The sequence below is a fragment of the Fibrisoma limi BUZ 3 genome (assembly GCF_000296815.2).
GTDB classification, from domain to species: Bacteria; Bacteroidota; Bacteroidia; order Cytophagales; family Spirosomataceae; genus Fibrisoma; species Fibrisoma limi.
The window spans coordinates 1,934,009-1,954,678 of the sequence record NZ_CAIT01000009.1 but is presented as its reverse complement, the minus strand read 5'-3'; the positions used below and the strand labels follow the sequence as shown (position 1 = coordinate 1,954,678).

21 protein-coding genes and 1 riboswitch are annotated in these 20,670 nt (G+C 50.0%); of the genes, 9 read left to right on the top strand and 12 right to left on the bottom strand.

The window, feature by feature from the left end; all coding sequences use genetic code 11:
* Positions 1 to 37 precede the first annotated feature (37 nt).
* Together BN8_RS27850 and BN8_RS27845 are read left to right on the top strand one after the other, a co-directional pair.
* A complete protein-coding gene (locus BN8_RS27850; protein ID WP_009285295.1) occupies positions 38 to 553 on the top strand; it encodes a KdsC family phosphatase in 516 nt (171 codons plus the stop codon).
* 62 nt (positions 554 to 615) lie between these two features.
* The gene (locus BN8_RS27845; protein ID WP_229368369.1) at positions 616 to 1,605 is read left to right on the top strand and encodes an isoaspartyl peptidase/L-asparaginase family protein; all 990 of its coding nucleotides are present in this window, start codon (positions 616 to 618) and stop codon (positions 1,603 to 1,605) included.
* 62 nt (positions 1,606 to 1,667) lie between these two features.
* On the opposite strand, the gene BN8_RS27840 is transcribed toward BN8_RS27845, so the two are convergent.
* The 5 genes from BN8_RS27840 to ettA all read right to left on the bottom strand — a co-directional run bounded on the left by BN8_RS27840 (position 1,668) and on the right by ettA (position 6,027).
* Positions 1,668 to 2,489 carry an aminotransferase class IV gene (locus tag BN8_RS27840; RefSeq protein ID WP_009285293.1) on the bottom strand — a complete coding sequence of 274 codons (822 nt, stop codon included), beginning with the start codon at positions 2,487 to 2,489 and terminating at the stop codon, positions 1,668 to 1,670.
* Positions 2,490 to 2,784: 295 nt separating this feature from the next.
* A complete protein-coding gene (locus tag BN8_RS27835) occupies positions 2,785 to 3,648 on the bottom strand; it encodes a CE1 family esterase (RefSeq protein WP_009285292.1) in 864 nt (287 codons plus the stop codon).
* 48 nt (positions 3,649 to 3,696) lie between these two features.
* Positions 3,697 to 4,050, bottom strand: coding sequence for a helix-turn-helix domain-containing protein (locus BN8_RS27830; RefSeq protein ID WP_009285291.1), 354 nt, complete (start codon positions 4,048 to 4,050; stop codon positions 3,697 to 3,699).
* A gap of 3 nt (positions 4,051 to 4,053) precedes the next feature.
* Positions 4,054 to 4,350 carry a type II toxin-antitoxin system HigB family toxin gene (locus BN8_RS27825; RefSeq protein WP_040006617.1) on the bottom strand — a complete coding sequence of 99 codons (297 nt, stop codon included), beginning with the start codon at positions 4,348 to 4,350 and terminating at the stop codon, positions 4,054 to 4,056.
* 9 nt (positions 4,351 to 4,359) lie between these two features.
* Positions 4,360 to 6,027: an energy-dependent translational throttle protein EttA gene (gene ettA / locus BN8_RS27820; RefSeq protein ID WP_009285289.1), complete on the bottom strand. Its 1,668-nt coding sequence runs from the start codon at positions 6,025 to 6,027 to the stop codon at positions 4,360 to 4,362.
* Between the two features lie 72 nt (positions 6,028 to 6,099).
* On the opposite strand from ettA, the gene BN8_RS27815 reads away from it, so the two are divergent.
* Together BN8_RS27815 and BN8_RS27810 are read left to right on the top strand one after the other, a co-directional pair.
* Positions 6,100 to 7,377, top strand: a complete 1,278-nt coding sequence (locus tag BN8_RS27815) for a DUF349 domain-containing protein (protein WP_009285288.1) — start codon at positions 6,100 to 6,102, stop codon at positions 7,375 to 7,377.
* Between the two features lie 91 nt (positions 7,378 to 7,468).
* A complete protein-coding gene (locus BN8_RS27810) occupies positions 7,469 to 7,738 on the top strand; it encodes a hypothetical protein (protein WP_009285287.1) in 270 nt (89 codons plus the stop codon).
* Here BN8_RS27810 and serS read toward each other — a convergent pair.
* From serS to BN8_RS27785, 5 genes are all read right to left on the bottom strand, one after another.
* Positions 7,735 to 9,036: a serine--tRNA ligase gene (gene serS, locus BN8_RS27805; RefSeq protein WP_009285286.1), complete on the bottom strand. Its 1,302-nt coding sequence runs from the start codon at positions 9,034 to 9,036 to the stop codon at positions 7,735 to 7,737. The two genes, BN8_RS27810 and serS, sit on opposite strands and share 4 nt — an antisense overlap.
* A gap of 52 nt (positions 9,037 to 9,088) precedes the next feature.
* On the bottom strand, positions 9,089 to 10,420 hold the full coding sequence (locus BN8_RS27800) for an aspartate kinase (protein WP_009285285.1): 1,332 nt from the start codon (positions 10,418 to 10,420) through the stop codon (positions 9,089 to 9,091).
* Positions 10,421 to 10,505: 85 nt separating this feature from the next.
* Complete coding sequence (gene ribH / locus BN8_RS27795) at positions 10,506 to 11,012, bottom strand: 6,7-dimethyl-8-ribityllumazine synthase (protein WP_009285284.1); 507 nt, start codon at positions 11,010 to 11,012, stop codon at positions 10,506 to 10,508.
* Positions 11,013 to 11,172: 160 nt separating this feature from the next.
* On the bottom strand, positions 11,173 to 11,868 hold the full coding sequence (locus BN8_RS27790) for a tetratricopeptide repeat protein (protein WP_009285283.1): 696 nt from the start codon (positions 11,866 to 11,868) through the stop codon (positions 11,173 to 11,175).
* Positions 11,869 to 11,950: 82 nt separating this feature from the next.
* The gene (locus BN8_RS27785; RefSeq protein ID WP_009285282.1) at positions 11,951 to 12,178 is read right to left on the bottom strand and encodes a DUF4926 domain-containing protein; all 228 of its coding nucleotides are present in this window, start codon (positions 12,176 to 12,178) and stop codon (positions 11,951 to 11,953) included.
* A gap of 79 nt (positions 12,179 to 12,257) precedes the next feature.
* Positions 12,258 to 12,355, top strand: a riboswitch (TPP riboswitch).
* A 59-nt stretch (positions 12,356 to 12,414) separates the two neighbouring features.
* On the opposite strand from BN8_RS27785, the gene BN8_RS27780 reads away from it, so the two are divergent.
* Positions 12,415 to 14,796, top strand: a complete 2,382-nt coding sequence (locus BN8_RS27780) for a TonB-dependent receptor (protein ID WP_009285281.1) — start codon at positions 12,415 to 12,417, stop codon at positions 14,794 to 14,796.
* Positions 14,797 to 14,893: 97 nt separating this feature from the next.
* Here BN8_RS27780 and BN8_RS27775 read toward each other — a convergent pair whose 3' ends face one another.
* Positions 14,894 to 16,033 (bottom strand): cystathionine gamma-synthase, encoded by a 1,140-nt coding sequence (locus BN8_RS27775; protein WP_009285280.1) that lies wholly within the window; start codon positions 16,031 to 16,033, stop codon positions 14,894 to 14,896.
* A gap of 85 nt (positions 16,034 to 16,118) precedes the next feature.
* Here BN8_RS27775 and BN8_RS27770 point away from each other — a divergent pair, with 85 nt between their 5' ends.
* Complete coding sequence (locus BN8_RS27770; RefSeq protein ID WP_009285279.1) at positions 16,119 to 16,790, top strand: TVP38/TMEM64 family protein; 672 nt, start codon at positions 16,119 to 16,121, stop codon at positions 16,788 to 16,790.
* Here BN8_RS27770 and BN8_RS27765 read toward each other — a convergent pair.
* On the bottom strand, positions 16,770 to 17,585 hold the full coding sequence (locus tag BN8_RS27765; protein ID WP_009285278.1) for an alpha/beta fold hydrolase: 816 nt from the start codon (positions 17,583 to 17,585) through the stop codon (positions 16,770 to 16,772). The two genes, BN8_RS27770 and BN8_RS27765, sit on opposite strands and share 21 nt — an antisense overlap.
* Positions 17,586 to 17,719: 134 nt before the next feature.
* On the opposite strand from BN8_RS27765, the gene BN8_RS27760 reads away from it, so the two are divergent.
* The 3 genes from BN8_RS27760 (at position 17,720) to BN8_RS27750 (ending at position 20,655) form a co-directional block, all read left to right on the top strand.
* Positions 17,720 to 18,190, top strand: a complete 471-nt coding sequence (locus tag BN8_RS27760) for a MaoC family dehydratase (protein ID WP_040006615.1) — start codon at positions 17,720 to 17,722, stop codon at positions 18,188 to 18,190.
* Positions 18,191 to 18,387: 197 nt separating this feature from the next.
* Positions 18,388 to 19,557, top strand: a complete 1,170-nt coding sequence (locus BN8_RS27755; protein ID WP_009285276.1) for an acyl-CoA dehydrogenase — start codon at positions 18,388 to 18,390, stop codon at positions 19,555 to 19,557.
* A gap of 171 nt (positions 19,558 to 19,728) precedes the next feature.
* On the top strand, positions 19,729 to 20,655 hold the full coding sequence (locus BN8_RS27750) for an AraC family transcriptional regulator (protein ID WP_009285275.1): 927 nt from the start codon (positions 19,729 to 19,731) through the stop codon (positions 20,653 to 20,655).
* Positions 20,656 to 20,670 lie beyond the last annotated feature (15 nt).

Below are 20,670 nucleotides of genomic sequence, written 5' to 3'. Positions count from 1 at the left end.
TACGGAACTGGCTATCCCTTTTCGCTAAACTTGCATTATGTCTGAGTTATTCAACCGTTTTAAGCAAATCAAAACGTTCATTTTCGATGTAGATGGTGTACTCACCGACGGCGGCATTAACGCCCTGGATTCAGGCGAATGCTTCCGCACGTTTTACATCCACGACGCCTATGCAATCCAACACGCTATTCGTGCCGGTTTTCGGGTAGCGATCATTTCGGCGGCCAATACGGAAGGTGTCCGGAAGTGGCTAACCATCCTGGCCGTCAAAGACCTGTTTATGGGCGGACCGAACGACCAGAAAATCAATGCCTACCTTGGCTACCTGACCCGCGACAGCCTGAAGGAAGAGGAAGTTCTATATATGGGTGACGACATACCTGATTACGAGATTCTTCGTCGGCCAGCGCTGGTGAGTACGTGCCCGGCCGATGCTGCGGATGAGGTTCAGGCTATCTGCGACTACGTATCGCCTAAAACTGGTGGCCGGGGGGCGGTACGGGACGTGGTTGAACACGTTATGAAAGCGCAGGGTCTGTGGTTCAATAAATAAGGATTGGTGAACAACTTATGATGAAACGACTTTTGCTTGTATTGTCACTGGCAGGAACTACAATGGCAGCAGACGCACAAACCAACCAAACTATAGCGCTTGTCATACACGGGGGAGCGGGTACCATTTCGCGCAAAAACATGACGCCCGCGAAAGAAAAAGCATATCGCGAAACGCTCAATCGTTCGCTGCAGGCAGGCTACGCCGTTTTGAGAAAAGGAGGAACAAGTCTGGATGCGGTCGAAGCTGCGATCCACGTGCTGGAAGACTCACCTTTGTTCAATGCCGGCAAAGGCGCTGTATTCACGCACGACGGCAAGCACGAACTTGACGCCAGCATTATGGACGGCAAGACGCTGAAAGCCGGAGCCATTGCGGGTGTCACCAACATCAAAAATCCGATCAGCACGGCCCGGCGCGTGATGGATAAATCAGAGCACGTAATGCTTATGGGCCAGGGGGCCGAACTGTTTGCCAAACAGCAGAACATGGAACTGGTCGAGCCAACGTATTTTTACACAGAGGCCCGTTGGCGGGCATTGCAGGAAGCAATCAAAGAAGAAAAGACCGTATTGGATCATACCGGCGATACGACCGGAGCACTGTTCGACGATCAGATCTTCGTTGAAGGTAAAAAGTTCGGAACCGTTGGCTGCGTTGCACTGGATCAGTACGGCAACCTGGCGGCTGGTACGTCGACGGGCGGAATGACCAACAAACGGTACGGACGGGTTGGCGACGCCCCTATTATTGGAGCTGGTACGTATGCAAACAACGCCACCTGCGCTGTATCGGCCACGGGTCATGGCGAGTTCTTTATTCGCTCCGTGGTTAGTTATGACATTTCTGCTCTAATGGAATATAAGGGCCTGAGCCTTCAGCAGGCCGCCGATGAAGTCGTGATGAAGAAACTGGTCGAACACGGTGGCGAAGGTGGCGTCATCGCTCTCGACCGCAACGGTAATATCGCTATGCCGTTCAACTCAGAAGGCATGTACCGAGGTTATATCAAAGCCAACGGCAGCAGTCAGGTATTAATTTATAAGGAGTAAAGAGAGAATAGGAGGAAGGAGATATACTACGTTTCTCCTTTTCCTCCCCTCCTTTACTCCCTTCACCAATTCTTCGCAAGGTCGTCGAATCGCTCCAGCAGGTATTTTGCTTTGGGACCGGGTTTTCCTTCGCCAATGGTCAGGTCTCCAATCTGAACGATAGGCAGCACTTTCTTGGTCGAGCTGGTGGTAAACGCTTCGTCGGCATCATACAATTCGGAGAGCAGAACCGGCCGCTCCTGGACTTGAAAGTCGTCCTGGGCCAGTTGCATAACAGTCCGGCGCGTGATGCCGTGGAGAATATGCCGGTTGGGCGTTATGAGCCGTTCGCCTTTGATGATGAAAAAATTACTACGGCTTAACTCGCTGATTTCTCCGCCTTTCTGATACAGAAGATCCTGTGCACCAGCGGCCTTGATGGCATCGGCCATCAGAATCACCCGTTTATAATTGGTGCTTTTCACCTCGGCCATTTCCCGAACGTATTCATCCAGAATGACTTTGATTCCTTCCTCATACTGGCGGTGGGTGACTGGGTGAATATCTTCGGTAATGATGAGCAAATTCGGTCGAACAACACTTATGCTGTCAGGCGCATAGCCACCGGTTAAGACAAAACGTACGGCTACATCGGGCAGGCCACTTTGGTCGATCAGCTCCATCACTACGGCATACGTCTCTTCTTTCCCAAGGGGCAACGGCAGATGCATGCGCATGGCCGAGTTCTGGAAACGCTGCCAGTACCAGTCCCATTGAAACGGACGGCCGTTGTAGGTCAGGAAATAATCGAATAAGCCGTAGCCCCGGAGCAACCCGAGATCCGTAACTCCAACACCAATCTGGTCAGCAGGCGTAATGGTGCCGTTGAAATAGCCGTAGTGCATAAAATGCGTTTTCTTTACTGGAAACAAAAGTACAGTAAATGCGCATAACACCCCGGATACGCTCTCGAAATTCGCTGACGCCCCGCCTGCGGCTACTGTGCATGATCTTTATATCTGACCGGGCATCAATCGCGCTGACGATATTGACGTATTGGGACAGGCTAGTTGGTGTTGAATGAGACGCCGAAGTGGCCTGATTTTGGGTTACGAAAGTCATTTGGGTAGCTACCTAAAGCGCGCCGAATGCCGATGGTTTAACCCAACGAAAACAAACACCTTTATTACCAATGGAACGTTACAGTTGTCGTTTGAAAAACGCTAAAGCCTCCAGATAGACGTTGATGTCGTTTGGGTAATCGTGCTTGCCGTTGATTACTTTCAGAAGCGTTACTTCGGGCTTGCCTTTTTCACGAAACGTGTATTTCTCAATAACTTTCCCGTCGTTGGGGTCTGTGTCTGGTAAGAGTTGTTTGGCTGGTTCACCAGAGTAACCCGCCAAAGCCGACCAATACTGAAACGTCCGGTCTGTTGACCGAACGAATCCCAGATTCATCTGTGAATCCAGCTTCACCTCTCCACCCTGGTAGGGGTTGATGTCGTCGGCGGTACCGTTGATGATCAGGACGGGCAGGGCAGCGCGTCGTTCGGGGCAATCGAAGTTGTTCGTATCAGGCAAGTTGGCAATAATAGCTGTAATCGCCCGAAATCGTTCGGGCATGGTTAGCGCCAGTTTATAGGCCATATGTCCCCCACCGGACGTACCAACCACAAAAACCTTCTGCTCATTAATTCGGTAGTTTTTCCTGAAGTAATCGATCATAGCCCCAAAAAAGGCATTCTCGTCAATATTGACCGCATTAGCCTCAGCAGGCGAAGCTTTCCGGCACTCGTTCCAGTATTTTTTATAACCGTCCGGATAAACCAATAACAGGTTTTCTGCGGGGGCTATAGCTTCCAGCTTTTTTGCTCCGTCCCGAACCTGAAGGCCTGTTCCACCCGACCCATGCAGGGCAAAAATCACGCTTGCGTTTTTGGCCGCCGGTTTCAGAAAATGGAAGGATCGGTAATGCCCATCAATCAGCAGTGAATCATGAACTATCTGACTTTTGGCTGGCCTAATGATACAAATGAGCAACAGGAGCAAGGCGTATTTAGCCATAATTTGTTGACATGTCAAATGCGCCGGGTCGCCTGCGTCGGTTTAATATCAATACGCCAGTAAACTCTCCGCTGGAATATGTAATTGCTGATAGAGCCGCTTAATCATGTCAAGTGTAAGTGGCTGGCGCCGACTGAGTATTGCTTCGGCCGTTTGTTCCCCACCAAGATAGACTCCTATTTCTTTCTCTGACATGCCGGTTTGATCCATCCGAAAACGAATTGCATCGATTGGATCGGGGGGAGCAATTGGATAGTGTTCGCTCTCGTAATTTTCGACTAAAATGGACAGCACATCCAGTTCATCGGCTTCTTCGCTGTCATCCGGACAGTCAATCAACGCGTCAATCCGACCAAGAGCTTCCTGGTAATCGGCTTCGGTTTTGATAGGCTTAATGTTCATGACTCAGATGTTGGCGATGTCTTTTATAGTATCGTACTCTTTGTGAGTACCGATAAAACGAATATAAACTCGTTTGTATTTGTAGCGAAATGTTACAACGAGTCGGTACTTGTTATGGCAGATGTTAAAAACAATCCGATTATTCCTCACCGTGTCGGCCGTCGGGTAATCACGGATAACTTCGTTCGAATTTTGATACGTTGCTTTCTTAACCTCACTATGCCACGCCCGAAGGGCCCCTTCAGCGTCCGGGTATTTCTCCCAGAACGCCTTTAGGGTACTTACGGATATAATATGCATCGCCACAACCTATACCAGCTTCTTATACTTAATCCGGGTCGGCGTAGCGTCGGTGCCAAGCCGCTTCCGGCGGTTTTCTTCGTATTCGGAAAAGTTACCCTCAAACCAATACACCTGCGAATCACCTTCGAACGCCAGAATGTGCGTCGCGATCCGGTCGAGGAACCAACGGTCGTGGCTGATAACGACGGCACAGCCCGCGAAGTTTTCCAGACCTTCTTCCAATGCCCGGAGCGTGTTTACATCCAGGTCGTTGGTCGGCTCATCGAGCAGCAGCAAATTAGCGCCTTCTTTCAGCATCATTGCCAGGTGAACGCGGTTACGCTCCCCACCCGACAAGTTACCGATCTTCTTCTCCTGGTCTGAGCCGGTAAAGTTGAAGCGGCTGCAATAGGCACGCGCGTTACTTTGTTTACCGCCGAGTATAACCCATTCGCTACCTCCTGAGATGGTTTCAAACACGGTTTTGTTTGGGTCGAGGCCGTCGTGCTCCTGGTCGACGTAGGCCCATTTAACGGTTTCTCCCACATCGAACGTACCAGCATTGGGCTTTTCGCGGCCGGTGATCAGCTTGAACAGCGTCGTTTTACCAGCACCGTTCGGACCGATAATTCCGACAATGCCGCCTTGGGGTAATCGGAATTCCAGGTGTTCGAACAGAAGTCTATCGCCAAACGCTTTGGCCACGTTCTCGGCTTCGATGACTTTAGCACCCAGCCGCGGGCCGGGCGGGATGAAGATTTCGAGTTTATCTTCCCGCTGTTTAGCGTCTTCGCTCAGTAGTTTTTCATAAGCGCCCAAACGAGCTTTCGACTTAGCCTGGCGGGCCTTAGGTGCCATCCGTACCCATTCCAATTCACGCTGTAACGTACGCTGCCGCTTCGATTCGGACTTTTCTTCTTTGGCCAGACGAGCCTCTTTCTGCTCCAGCCATGATGAATAATTTCCTTTCCAGGGGATGCCCTCGCCCCGATCCAGTTCGAGAATCCAGCCCGCTACGTTGTCCAGAAAGTACCGGTCGTGCGTTACAGCGATAACCGTTCCTTTATATTGGCGCAGGTGTTCTTCCAGCCATAAGACCGATTCAGCATCTAAGTGGTTGGTGGGCTCGTCGAGCAGCAATACGTCCGGCTCCTGCAACAAGAGTCGGCACAAAGCGACGCGTCGTTTTTCACCCCCGGATAGGTTTCCGATGACCGCTTCGGACGGGGGCGTTCGCAGGGCATCCATAGCCCGCTCCAGTTTGGTATCAAGCTCCCAGGCATTGTGGCTATCGAGTTTCTCCTGTACCTCGGCCTGCCGGGCAATCAGTTTATCGAAATCAGCATCGGGGTCGTTGAAGCCTTCATTGATTTCGTCGAACTCTTTCAGCAGGTTCACGACTTCCTGAACACCCTCTTCTACTACCTCCCGAACGGTTTTGGTAGGGTCCAGTTGCGGCTCCTGTTCGAGCATACCAACGGAGTATCCGGGCGAGAATACAACCTCTCCATTATAGCTCTTATCAACCCCGGCAATAATTCGTAAAAGAGTAGACTTACCGGAGCCATTAAGCCCCAAAACGCCGATTTTGGCACCGTAAAAAAAGGAAAGGTATATGTTCTTTAGGATTTGTCGGTTTGGCGGAATAATTTTACTCACGCCCGCCATAGAGAATATAATGGTTTCTTGACTCATTATTTTCAATATTTTTGTGGTTGGCAAATATCCTAAAATTAACCCAGAGCGCAGCCCTAACCCAGGAAAATAATGGAAAACGCTTCACTGGTAGATGAATACGGTTACGTCAAAGACGGAAAGGTATTTTTGAAAGGCTACCTTGAATATGAAGACCGCCAGATCGGCGAAGTCAAACGAACAGAGCAGGAAGCGCTCGACTACTTTAAGAATCGCTTCATCATTGCCGAAAACAAGGTAAGCCAGCTAGAGCACGACATCGAGGAGGCTCAGAACAAGGGCTCCTACCTGACTAAATTGGTTCAGCTTCGCAAGAAGCTGCTTGGTTTTGACGCGCTTGGTGATTTCCCGCCCCTGCTCAAGCGATTGGATGATCAGGAAGCCATTCTGACGGAACTGATCAAAACAAACCAGCTTAAAAACCTCGAAATCAAACGGGCACTCATTGCTGAAGCAGAAGCCATTGCCGACAGTACTGACTGGCGTACTACGGCCGATGCATTACAGGAAATAAAGACAAAATGGATCAAAACTGGCCCTGTCGATAAGTCCGTTGAAGCCGAGGTTGAAGGTCGCTTTCAGGAGTTGCTGGACGGTTTCTTCCAGCGTCGGCGCGAATTCTTCAACGAGCAGAACAAGGTTATTCAGGAGCGTCTGGACAAGTATGATGAGCTGATTCGTCTGGCGTTTAGGGCTGGCCGTAACCCGGATCTGGACGCGGCTTACCAAGAAATCCGTCGGTTGAACAATGCCTGGAAAATGGTGGGGGAAGTACCCATCAAAAAAAGCGGGAAGTTGTACAAGCAGTTCAAGAAAGCAACAACGAACTTTTATACCAAGTACAACGAAGCTAAAGGTATCGTCATTCAGAAGAAGATTGACCCACGCATTGAGGCTCAGATGAAAATGGCCGATGAAGCCGAACGGCTGGCCAAGCAATCGGATATTTTCGCGGCTGCGGAGCGGGCTAAAGTGCTGCTCAATAGCTGGAAGGAGGTTAAAGTGCCGTTCAAAATGCAGGATAAGCAACTGAACGAGCGTTTCCGGGCCGCCTGCGACAAGATATTTGAGCTAAGCTACTTAGGTCGTGTGCTGAGTCGCAAGTATCCGGCGTTTGAACTAAAAAGCCAGTCCGAGCAGATTCGAACGAAGATTCGGGAAATGGAATATCTGGTTCGTCGGGAGAAAAGTGATCTGCAACTGGCGCTACAGGATGCGGATTCACTCGATCCGAACAACGATGCCGACAAGCAAATTCTGAACAAAATCAATACTCAGAAACGCAAGATTGCTATGAAGGAAACAATTCTACGTGAGTTTCAGAAGCAGTTGGAAACGGTAGGGTATTAATTGATATGTTACAAACAAAAGTGGGCCATGAAGCAATTCATGGCCCACTTTTGTTTGTAAACTGATTCGATTCAGACAGTGTTAGTACGGTATGGAAACGATACAAACCGCATTTGACACGTTTGCTGATACGTTGCGTGATGCAGCCGCCCGGCGTCAATTCGTCCGTCTTGAGTATATGACGGACTTGCACGAATTTATCAAGGCCGATGTGCTGTTAAAAAGCGCAACCGCTACTAATGGAGTGGACGTACTGGAACTGGCGAATGGCGAACAGGTTCCGTTCAACCGGGTCGTTAGCATCAGCGGTCAGCTTTCGCCCCGGTATCCCGGCTACGGCAACTACTCCTGTGATTGCTAATTGATCACATCAAAGCCACAGTACGGTACCAGCACCTTAGGAATTCGGATGCCCTCCGGGGTCTGGTTGTTTTCCAGAATAGCCGCCAGAATCCGGGGTAATGCTAAGGCCGAACCGTTCAGCGTGTGTAGTAGTTGCGTTTTGCTCGGTCCGTCGCTACGGTCTGCTTTGGAACGTAGCTTCAGCCGATTGGCCTGATACGTTTCAAAGTTTGACACGGAGCTAACCTCCAACCAACGCTGCTGAGCTGCCGACCATACTTCCATATCATACGTCAGGGCAGACGTAAAGCCCATATCGCCCCCGCAGAGCCGCAGCACCCGGTACGGCAATTCGAGTTTCTGCAACAATGACTGTATGTACTGGCTCATTTCTTCCAGGGCCTGATACGACTCTTCGGGCTTCCGGATTTGCACGATCTCCACTTTGTCGAACTGATGCAGCCGGTTAAGCCCCCGCACGTGCGCTCCCCAGGAGCCAGCTTCGCGCCGGAAGCAGGGCGTATACCCCACATTCTTGACCGGCAGGTCGTTATCGGTCAGGATAACATCGCGGTACAGGTTCGTGATAGGCACTTCGGCCGTTGGAATCAGATACAGCTTGTCTTCCTTGACGTAATACATCTGCCCTTCTTTGTCAGGCAGTTGTCCCGTACCGAAGCCAGAATCTTCGTTGATAACAATTGGCGGCTGAATTTCAAGATAACCGGCTGCCAGTGCCTGATCAAGGAAGAAGTTGATTAAGGCCCGCTGTATACGGGCTCCTTTGCCTTTGTACACGGGAAATCCCGCGCCGGAGATTTTAACGCCCAGCTCGAAGTCGATGAATGGTCCGCCGTCACGGTCGTACTTTTTGATCAGTTCCCAGTGGGGCAAAGCCCCGGCCGGCAACGCTGGTTTTTCGCCGTGTTCCAGCACTACTTCATTGTCTTCGGCAGTACGGCCCTCGGGCACGCTGCTATGAGGCAGGTTAGGAAGTGTAACCAGTACGTTTTGCAACTGCTGCTCAATGAACGTCAGGTCTTCGTCGAGCCCTTTGGAAATAACCTTCAGTTCGGCGGTTTCCGTTTTAGCAGCCTCAGCAGCCGCTTTATCGCCAGATTTCAGCAAAGCACCGATTTCTTTGGCCTTGGCATTTGACCGGGCCAGCACATCGTCCAGTTCTTTTTGCGTATCCCGCCGTTGCTGATCGAGTTGCAGTACCCGGTCAACGATGGCTTCGGCATCAGCTACGTACTTTTTACGTAGACCTGCCAATGTGGCTTCTTTATTCTCGCGGATGAAGGCAATTTGTAGCATAAATAAGACACGGGGTTTCAACCCGTAGATGAGTGGATATTATTGCCGGGACCTACTCGTTTAGGTTAAAGAGCCCGTCATTGAGTGCATTCAGCGCATCAGCTTTATAGCGGCTGTGCATCAGCAGTGAAATGTTGTGCTCCGTCCCTCCGTAGGAAATCATGCGAATTGGAATTCCTTCCAGTGCTTTCAGAACCTGCGACGCAATGCCTGGATTATCGGCGCTGAAGTTGCCAACAATACAAACAATGGTCTGCTCGTAGTCCGGCTCTTCCAGATCGCAGAAGGTACGTAATTCGTCCATCAGCGGCTGTACGTTCGCCGTATTGTCGATAGTCACCGAAACGGAAACTTCGGACGTAGCGATAAGATCAACCGGTGTTTTGTACTTCTCAAAAATTTCAAAGATCCGACGCAGAAAACCGTACGCGTTCAGCATCCGGGTCGAATGAATGTATAGCGCTGTGATACCATCTTTTGCCGCCACCGCTTTAAAAACCTGATTGGAAGTACGGTCGGCAATGAGCGTACCCGGCGCTTCGGGGTCCATAGTATTCTTCAGCCGCACCGGCACACCCTTCATTTTGGCCGGGGTGATGGTCGATGGATGCAGAATCTTAGCCCCAAAGTATGCTAACTCAGCCGCTTCGTCGAAGGTCAGTTCGCGAATCGGGAAAGTCTTTTTCACAATCCGGGGATCGTTGTTGTGCATCCCATCAATGTCCGTCCAGATCTGAATTTCCTCGGCCCGGATTGCTCCTCCAATCAGCGACGCTGTGTAATCTGAGCCACCGCGTTTGAGGTTGTCTACTTCACCGCGTGGATTCCGGCAGATGAAGCCTTGCGTAACGAGAATTTGTTTATCCTCATGCTGGGATAAAATTTCCGCCAGTCGTTGTTCGGTGTAATCCAGCTCCGGCTCGTTATCGGCATCAATCCGCATAAATTCAAGGGCAGGCAGCAACGTTGAACTGATACCCTCTTCGTTCAGATAGGCCTGAAACATCTGCGTACTCAGCAGTTCGCCTTCAGCCACCAGTTCCTTTTCCTGCTTCAACGTAAAAGGCTTGATGCGCGTTAGCGACCGAATGAATGAAAATTCGTTATCAATAATCTGCTTGCCGGCCTGTAGTCCCGTACTGGTCTTATACAAATCCTGAATGAACCCATCGTAATGGGCTTTTAAGGTATCAATCTGTTGATTCGCATCGGCATCGTTGTTTGCCTTCAACGATTCTCCAATAGCGAGCAGGGCATTTGTTGTACCAGACAGTGCCGACAGCACCACCACTTTACGAATATCGTCGCTGGTGATGAGTTGACGAATTGAATGCATCCGCTCCGGCTTACCTACCGAAGTGCCTCCAAATTTCCAGACGTGCATGATTTAATGAGCGAAAGAGTGAATGAGCGAACGGGTGGATGAGCGAGCATACGTGTTCATGTTTTTGTCATCCACCGTTTACTCCTTATTTAAATTGAAATGAATAAACCTGTTTTTGAAGCCCAAGCATTTTAATAGCGGTCATGGCAGCCTCATCGCCTTTATTACCATGTTTGCCCCCCGCCCGGTCGAGGGCCTGCTGCTGATCATTTGGCGTCAGCACCCCGAAAATGACGGGTTTCCCGGTTTTGATACTGACGTTCGTCAGCCCCTGAGCAACAGCATGGTTGATGTAATCGTTGTGCTTCGTCTCGCCCTGAATAACACAGCCGAGGCAAATTACGGCGTCAATATCATCGCGCTGGGCAAACCATTGAGCACCGAGCGTTAATTCATAGCTTCCAGGTACATTCCCCCGGATAATATTATCAGGTTTGGCACCGTAGTGAAGCAGCGTCTGGTAAGCCCCATTGAAGAGAGCTTCCGTTACATCGCTGTTCCATTCGGCAACGACAATGGCGAACCGGTGAATGCTGACGTCAGGCAGGTTGTCGGTGGAAAAAACGCTTAGATTTTTTAGTTCAGATGCCATGAGCAGATTGATAAAAGTCAGATTGCCACAATAAACATTGATCAGTTGCGAACACAATGTACTCGTGAAATCCGCGACAGTTATTTTTTATGTATGAAAAAAGGGACAAACCCTTCGACCGGCTTTGTCCCTTTGCTGTATTGATTTTGTTCAGATACGCTTATGACTCGCCGACCGTCGCTTCGAGCAACGATTTATACTTCTTAGCACTTACGGCCTCGGCAGACTGAGCGTACTTATCGATAATCTCGTTATAAGCGTCAATGGCTTTATCATTCTGCTTGGCCTGCTCATAGGCAGTAGCCAGCTTCAGCAGATAGCTCGGCGTAAAATATTTGTTTGGCTTATAGTCAGCCGCTTTCTGGTAAGCATCAGCCGCTTCGGCGTAGCTTTTCTTTTCCATGTAGGCATCGCCAACCAACGCATAAGCACGGGCCTGCACCAACAGATCAGACGATTTGAAATCTTCCAGATGCTCGATAGCTTCGTCGTATTTGCCCTGCTTCAGCAGTGCCGTACCAGCATAGAACTCAGCCAGATTACCGGCATCCGTTGCGCCATAGTTATCAGCCACGGCGAGTAATCCCGGTGCGCGCCCGTCGCCAGTAAGAGCCTTCTTCAACGAGTCAGCTTCCAGTTGGTAAACCGATGGAAACAGTTCACTCTGAGCGGTCTCATCCTGACTGCCCACGTAGAACCGGTATCCAATGAAGCCAGCCAGCAGCAGGACAATACCGCCGACCACCGCTAAAACTATATTCCGGTTCTGTTGGAAAAAGTCACCCATCTCTTCCAGTTTCCCCTCTAATGCGTCCGGGTCCTCTAAAAAGTCCAGTCCGGTGTTCTTCTTGCTCATGCTTTTGCAATTTGGATTGCAAAATTAGGAATATTTGAGATTGCGGAAAAGTGTAGCACTCAAAAGTTTACTGAAACTATTCTTAGCGAACGGCCGTATCGCGCACAGCCATCACTTCTGAGGCTCTTACTTCCCGGATTTGATGTGGCAATAAGGTTTCAACTGCCACCGTCTCGCCGGTCAACGTTACGAACTCTACCTCGTAGCCTTTTCCTTCCGCATACACGGTTAGGATAGTGCCAATATCACCTGCTTTCAATCGACTGTTTGCAATGTCTTCGTTTAGCACGACCAGATCAAACTCATTCATATATGTAACAACTGGTTATTATACCAAACGTCTTGCTGATGGTCTTGTTTTATTAAAAACGCTTACCTTTGCGCCCGCTAATCTTATAAAGGGGTGCCCTAACAGAACGGGCTGAGATTATACCCATCGAACCTGCTCCGGGTAATGCCGGCGAAGGGAACTGGATTTCTTATAACAAAAATCATGTCAAACCGAAGGTAGGATTGGCCCCTTGCCTATCGTAACCATTTTTCGCTATGAAGAAAGGTACGACCTATCTTTTTCTGCTGATTGCCCTGCTTTGGCAATCAACCCTGCCCGCGTGGGCACAATTAACCCTTTCGGGCACCGTCAATGATGCCGACGGCGGTACGTTACCAGGAGCAGCCGTTACGCTCGAAGGTACGTACAAAGGTACGTTTACAGATGCCAGCGGTACGTTCCGTCTCGACAACCTCAAGCCGGGGCCGCTCACACTACGGGTCTCGTTGCTCGGTTATGAACCTGCTACACAGGCGCTGACCCTCAATGAGAACGTAACATTGAGCATTGCACTCAAAAAATCGGCGGTGCTCGTCGATGAAGTGGTCGTCAGCGCGACGCGGGCTAATCAGAAGTCGGCAATTGCCTACACCGACGTATCCCGCCGGGAACTGAACAAGTTGAATCTTGGGCAGGACATTCCGGTACTGCTCAACTACACCCCTTCGCTCGTAACGACATCGGACGCGGGCGCGGGTGTGGGATACACCAGTTTCCGCATTCGCGGGTCCGACGCGACCAGAATCAACGTAACCCTCAACGGTATACCGTATAACGACGCGGAGTCGCAGGGAACGTTTTTCGTGAATCTCCCTGACTTTGCTTCGTCGGTTAGCAGCATACAGATCCAGCGGGGCGTTGGTACGTCGACTAATGGGGCCGGTGCTTTTGGTGCTTCGGTTAACATACAAACCAGCAGCCTGGAGAAACAACCCTACGCCGAAACGAGCCTGTCGGCCGGTTCGTTTGGCACCCGCAAAGTAAACGTACTGGCCGGAACGGGTCTGCTCAACAACCACTTCGTAGTAGACGCCCGCTTATCGAAAATCTATTCCGACGGATACATTGACCGGTCATTCTCTGATTTACGCTCTTTTTACCTGTCGGGAGGATACTATACGAACAAAAGCTTTTTTCGGCTTAATGTCTTTTCGGGGCAGGAGCAGACGTATCAGTCGTGGGGTGGAGTTCCGGAAAGTTTATTAAAGACCAATCGGACTTACAACCCATACACCTACGACAACGAAACTGATAATTATCAGCAGGATAACTACCAGTTCATTACGTCTCACGAACTGAATCGTAAACTTCGGCTAAATGCCTCGCTGTTTTACACGAAAGGGAAAGGCTACTACGAGCAGTTCCGGACGGACGACGAGCTTAGCAATTATGGTCTACAACCCATCGTCATTGGTGATTCGACCATCCGTCAGTCGGATATCATCCGTCGGCTATGGTTAGACAACGACTACTACGGTACGGTTTTCTCGTTGGATTACAACAGCTTCGGTAAACTTACTGCGAACTTCGGCGGGGGCTGGAACCAGTATAAAGGCAAACACTTTGGCGAAATCGTTTGGGCACGCTTTGCCGGTAGCAGCAACATTCGGGATCGCTACTACGAGGATGATGCGATGAAGACCGATTTTAACCTGTATGCCAAAGCCTTCTACCAGTTTACGCCCAAACTCAACAGCTACGTTGATGCGCAGATCCGGACGGTGGGCTACTCATTTCTGGGCTTTAACAGCCAGTTACAGAATGTTCAGCAGGACGCGAACCTGACGTTTTTCAACCCTAAGGCAGGTTTCACCTACACCCTGAATGACCGCAGTTCGGTCTATGCGTCGGTTGGTGTGGCACACCGGGAACCCAACCGGAACGATTACACGCAGTCAACTCCGGCGAGCCGCCCAAAAGCCGAGCGGCTGCTTGATTACGAAGCCGGCTACAAGGTTCAAGCCGAACGGCTGGCGTTTACGGCCAATGCGTATTACATGAACTACCAAAATCAACTGGTATTGACGGGCCAACTAAATGACGTAGGCGCTTATAACCGAGTCAATATCCCGAATAGTTACCGGGCTGGTATCGAACTGGAACTTGGTGCCCGACTGACCAGTCAGCTCCGCTGGAATGCGAACGCTACGTTTAGCCGGAACAAGATTAAGAACTTCACGGAGTACCTCGACAACTTTGATAATGGTCAGCAAGAAGCCAGGTCGTATCAGGAAACGGACATTTCATTTTCTCCGAACGTAATCGCTGGCTCTCAGTTGCTGTATACGCCCGTCAAAGGCCTTGAAGTAGGGCTACTCTCAAAATACGTAGGTAAGCAGTACCTGGACAATACGTCAAATGAGCGTCGAAAACTGGACCCATATTTCGTAAACGACATCCGGATTATTTACGCGTTCAAGCCAAAGTTTGCGCAGGAAATTGCGTTTACGCTACTGCTGAATAATGTCCTGAACGAACTGTACGAGTCAAATGGCTATACGTACGCTTATATCTCAGAAGGCCGCGTAACGGCTGACAATGGTTACTATCCGCAGGCCGGACGGAATTTCCTGGCGGGTGTACGAGTGAGATTTTAATAATGATCAGAACCCGTACGACGCTGATTGAGCGGATTTTTCGCTGACTTTACCAGTCTGAATCCGCCCTATCGGCGTCGTACGGGTTCTGTTTTATTTACCCAATTGCCTGCTTCAAATCCTCGATCAGATCGTCGACATCTTCAATGCCCACGCTGAGCCGAATCAACGTATCCTTCAGGCCATTCTTTTCCCGCTCTTCTTTTGGAATACTGGCGTGGGTCATAGAAGCGGGGTGCGTACAAAGCGATTCAACTCCACCCAGCGACTCGCCCAGCGAGAAAACCTGAAAGCTTTCCATTACTCGAACAGCCTCTTCCAACGAATCGCCGTGAAGGGTGAACGACACCATTCCACCGAACCCACGCATCTGCTCTTTGGCCAACTCATGTTGTGGGTGATCTTCCAGACCCGGGTAGTTAACCTGACTGACCTTTGGGTGCTGCTTTAAAAACTGAGCAATTTTCAACGCGTTTTCGCAGTGACGCTGCATCCGCAGGTGGAGCGTTTTGATGCCACGCAACACCAGAAAACAATCCTGCGGACCGGGCACGGCCCCACAGGCATTCTGAATAAACGCCAGTCGCTGGGCCGTTTCCTCATCATTCAGGACGACAGCCCCCATAACCGTATCAGAGTGACCGCCGAGGTATTTTGTCACCGAATGCACGACGATATCCGCCCCCAGATCCAGCGGGTTTTGGAGGTAAGGCGACGCAAACGTATTATCCACAACCAGCCGGATGTTACGTGCCTTGGTGATGGCCGCAACCGCCTTGATGTCTACCAGCCGCAGCAGCGGGTTAGTCGGCGTTTCGATCCAGACCATTTTTGTGGCCGGCGTAATAGCCGCTTCCAGATTGGCCAGATTATCCAGCCCGACGAACTTGAATTTGAGCCCGTACTCCTGGAAGACACGTACCATAATCCGGTACGTTCCGCCGTACAAATCGGCGCTGGCAATAATTTCATCACCCGGTTTGTATAGCTTCAGGATAGCATCGGTAGCACCCAGGCCCGACGAATAACAGATTCCATAGTTGCCATTTTCGAGCGCAGCCAGGTTGTTTTGCAGAACAGTTCGGGTCGGGTTTTGCGTCCGGGCGTATTCGTAGCCTTTATGCTTACCCGGCGATTCCTGAACGTAAGTTGATGTCTGGTAGATGGGCGTCATGATGGCACCCGTCGTTGGGTCCGGTTCAACACCGGCATGGATGGCTTTGGTTGCAAATTTCATATCCGAAAGTAATACATATAGCCCGCACTAGTAAGCTACGCTATTCTAATGAACCACAATCCTCGCTAGTCAGTTTTCTACTGTAGTGAAACAAGCCCTAGTAAAAAAACTGACCGGCCCGGCTATTGCGGGCATTCTCCTGTCGGTAACCCCGATTATTTTTACCTCGCTTCTGACGGTTTATGCCGTCCGGTACGAGACCGTTGTTACTACATTTGGCGTCTGGCAGTGGGTCGGGCTCACAGCGCTTTGCTGTGTTACCTCGGCCGCCCTGACGCCCCCTACTATGTTGGCGTTGATTTTTGGCTACTTCCTGGGTTGGCAGGCCATTACGCCGTTGTTCCTGATTAACCTGGGCGGCATTCTATTCATCAACCTGCTGGTACGGTGGATTGACCATGACCGCTTCAGGCATCTGCTCCAACAAAATCCCAAGGCCAGCCAGGTGCTCGAACGAATTAAGGAACGTGAGTTCAGGGTAATTTTTTATGCCAAACTATCTCCGGTTCTTCCGTTTGGCCTGACTAATCTGCTTTTTGCCCTGTCGGGTGCCCGCCTGTCGAATATTGTGCTGGGGGGTATGCTGGGCATGATGCCACGGACCCTGCTGGCAATCTGGACGGGCCACGAAGCCCGCGAAATCCGTACCCTGCTGGAAAATCCAAACCAGAACACCTGGGCACAACTGGTCGTCATTGGCCTGATCGTGGTATCAATTATTGGTCTCTGGCAAGTTTTACAACGGGCGTTTCGCTAAGATTTCTCCTACCTGGTCGACCAGCCGGTTATGACCTGCTTTCAGGACCGTCAGCTCGTAGGAACGAAGTCGACGAAGCAACGGCTGTGCGTATGTTCCGGGCACAATACGGTCATAATAGCCCGTGAAGACGCGAACACGTACTGAATGCTGATCAAGTGCTTGGCTAGTTACGTTCAGATCCGGGCGAATCAGCCGAAACTTCGTCCACGACTGATAGACCTGTTCCCGCTGTTCGGCGGTACCCATAGCATTTTCCGCAAAACGCATGGCCGTCCGGTGCAGTAATCCAACCGCCGTCAAACCATGCCCGACCGAAGTAAGCAGGCTCATGTGCCGTAAGAAGAAGCAGAACAACCATCGTCCCGGAGTCGAACCGGTTGCCAATCGATACCAGGGGCTGCGGGTGATTCCGTCAGGAGCGATCAAGATCAACTGATCAAGGCGGCCAGCCAATGTTTCGGCAAGGGCTAGCGCAAACCGTCCGCCGAGGCTGAATCCCATCAATGAAAAGCGATCAATGGCCATAGCCTGCAAAAAAGCGTTGACCAAACCTTGCCAGTATGTTTTGGTTATTAATTGATCGTCGGCATACCAACTTTCGCCATGGTAAAACAGATCGAGCGCATACACGGTGAAGTGTTCGCGAAGAACCTGCCCTAGCTGCGTATACATCTCGCTACTCTGCCCAAAACCATGAAAGGCCAGCAGAGCCGTAGGGCCGTGACCATAGCGACGGAAGCTTATTAAACTGCCCCGAAACTCAAAAAACTCAACATGAACGACTGGGGTCATGCCGACAAAAATGCAAAACTTATAGTATTACTCAGAACGAACGAGGAGTAAAGAGAAACAAGGTACGCGTATGTATGTCAGCTTTGCTCTTCCCATTTCTTTTTGCGTCCTATTACATTTACCCAACTCGTTTCATGCAAACCTTTGCTAATCTGGCAGAATTTTCGGCCCACGCGGGCCAATCGCTCGGTGAATCGGAGTATATGACGATCAACCAGGAAATGATTGACCTGTTCGCTCAGGCCACCGGCGACCATCAGTGGATTCATACTGACCCCGAACGGGCAACTCGGGAATCACCCTACAAAGCACCTATTGCCCATGGTTTCCTGACGTTGTCACTGGCCCCCAAACTACTTGGTGAAATTTATTCCGTTGAGTCGGTGAAACTGGCGATTAATTACGGTGCTAATAGAATTCGTTTTACCAATGCCGTTCCTGCTGGTAGCCGTCTGCGGGCGAAGGCCTGGCTTCATCATGCCGAACCACAAAACAAAAACGAGGACGGTAACGGGGTGCGAGCCATCATCGAATGTGCATTTGAGATAGAGGGCGAACACAAACCTGCCTGTGTTGCCGAGCTTATTATGCTACTTTTTGAATAGAAACTTCATAGCCGGAGCATACATAGATTCTCACAAGTTCAAGGATTCAATAAAGCAACTAAAACTGAAGTTTAGCCTCTATAAGTCGGTACAACCGGCGATAATACCCTTCTGTAACAGTATGCGTGCATACGGTTAAAGTCAACTTTTTCTTATCTTTACACCATTCACAACAAACGCATAACCACGTATTTGCCATGGCAACAGCAACGCTGGAATTACAGGGTTTAAATTTTAATTTATCTGAAGAACACCTCGCTGTGCAGGAAGCTGCCCGCGATTTTGCGCAGAACGAACTGCTGCCAGGTATCGTCGAGCGTGATAACGAAGCCCGGTTTCCGGCTGAGCAGGTAAAACGCATGGGCGAACTCGGCTTTCTGGGCATGATGGTTTCGCCTGAATATGGCGGAGGGGGTATGGACACCGTTTCCTACGTACTCGCCATGGAAGAAATCTCTAAGGTTGATGCTTCTTCCTCGGTTATCATGTCGGTTAACAATTCGCTGGTGTGCTGGGGCCTCGAAACATACGGCAGTGAAGCTCAAAAGCAAAAATACCTGACGAAGCTCGCAACCGGCGAAATGATTGGTGCTTTTTGCCTGTCTGAGCCTGAAGCCGGTTCGGACGCTACGTCGCAGCAGACCACTGCCGAAGACAAAGGTGATTACTATTTACTGAACGGTACCAAAAACTGGATTACGAACGGTAATTCATCCGGTGTGGCCTTGGTCATCGCCCAGACCGACCGGGAGAAGAAACACCGCGGCATCAACTGCCTGATTGTTGAGAAAGGTTCGCCCGGTTTTACGGTTGGTAAGAAAGAAGATAAAATGGGTATTCGGGCGTCGGATACCCACTCGCTGCTGTTTACGGACGTACAGGTGCCAAAAGAAAACCGCATTGGCGACGATGGCTTCGGCTTCAAATTTGCCATGTCTACTCTAAACGGTGGACGGATTGGTATTGCGGCTCAGGCACTGGGTATTGCGGCAGGTGCTTATGAACTGTCGCTCAACTATGCGCAGGAACGGAAGGCATTTGGCAAGCAAATCTTTGACCATCAGGCCATTCAATTCAAACTGGCAGAAATGGCAACTAAGATTGAAGCTGCTCGCTTGTTGGTGTACAAAGCCGCCCGCCTGAAAGATGAACACAAAGATTACGTTCAGGCAGCCGCCATGGCTAAACTGTATGCTTCTGAAGTAGCCATGTGGGCCACTACCGAAGCGGTTCAGATACACGGTGGGTACGGTTACGTGAAAGAATTTCACGTGGAGCGCATGATGCGGGATGCTAAAATTACTCAGATTTACGAAGGTACTTCTGAAATCCAAAAATTGGTGATCGCCCGGGAGCTTGTTCACTAGCTCGTTTCTCGATAAAAGTAAATTTTTTAAAACATGAGTGCGTGTTCATTGCGAATACGCACTCTTTTTTTTATTTTTTGGAAACTTTTATACTTGTATTAGTTTTGTACAAATTATTAGTTTTGTGCAAATTTCAACAACAAGCAACCACGCGGAACATCCCTTTCAGCCATGGAAGATTACAATAAAATTATCGAATCGCTGGGTGTTAAGTTTATAAAGGCCCGTAACATCCGGATTCTGCAACCGATTACGATCAAAAACTACTACGACGTTGAGAATACGCTGTTGATTCTCTACAGTGGTGAAGTATCAATCGGCGAAGAAAAAATCAAGGTCGACGTAGGTGATATGCTCTTTATTCCGGGCGGCAAACACGTGACGGTTACATACGGTGATTCGTCGAACACGAAAGTTGTCTCGAACGAAGAGTTTATGACGCACCGGGAGTTGTACTTTGAAGGTAACCACGACCCCCGGCTCATTGGTCACCAGCCGAACTCATTCGGCTTCGTATCGTTCGAAGCCAAGGTGTTTGACTCGGTTAACTTTTTCAATTCACTGGACGTACCGCCGTTCATCATCAAAGGTGAGGATCATCTGTCCAATACAATCAACCAGATCCTGGCCGAAGAAATGACCGATCTGGCTGGTAAAGGGCGGATTATTAAGATCAAGACCGAGGAAATCGTCATCGAGGTAATTCGGTACATCCTGAAGAATCGACTGTTTGTTGAGCAGCTTGTGACAAATAGCACGTATTTCAAGGACCCTCGCCTGATCGACATCTTTGCTTACATCAAAGAAAACCTGGGGGGCGATCTGTCGAACAAAGTTCTGGCTAACGTGGCCAACGTATCGGAAGATTACGTTGGTCAGTATTTCAAGATGCTGACGGGTATTAACCCACAGGATTACATTGAATACCAGCGTATGGAGGCTGCCGTTGGTTTACTGCGGACCAGTAAGAAGAGCATCCGGGCCATTGGGGCTGAGGTCGGCTACAAGGATACAGCGTACTTCTGCCGCCGATTCAAGATGATGTTCGGTATTCCAGCCGGTAAGATGCGTCGTCGCGAATCGCTGATGAATGTGTAATAAGAAGGGAGGAAA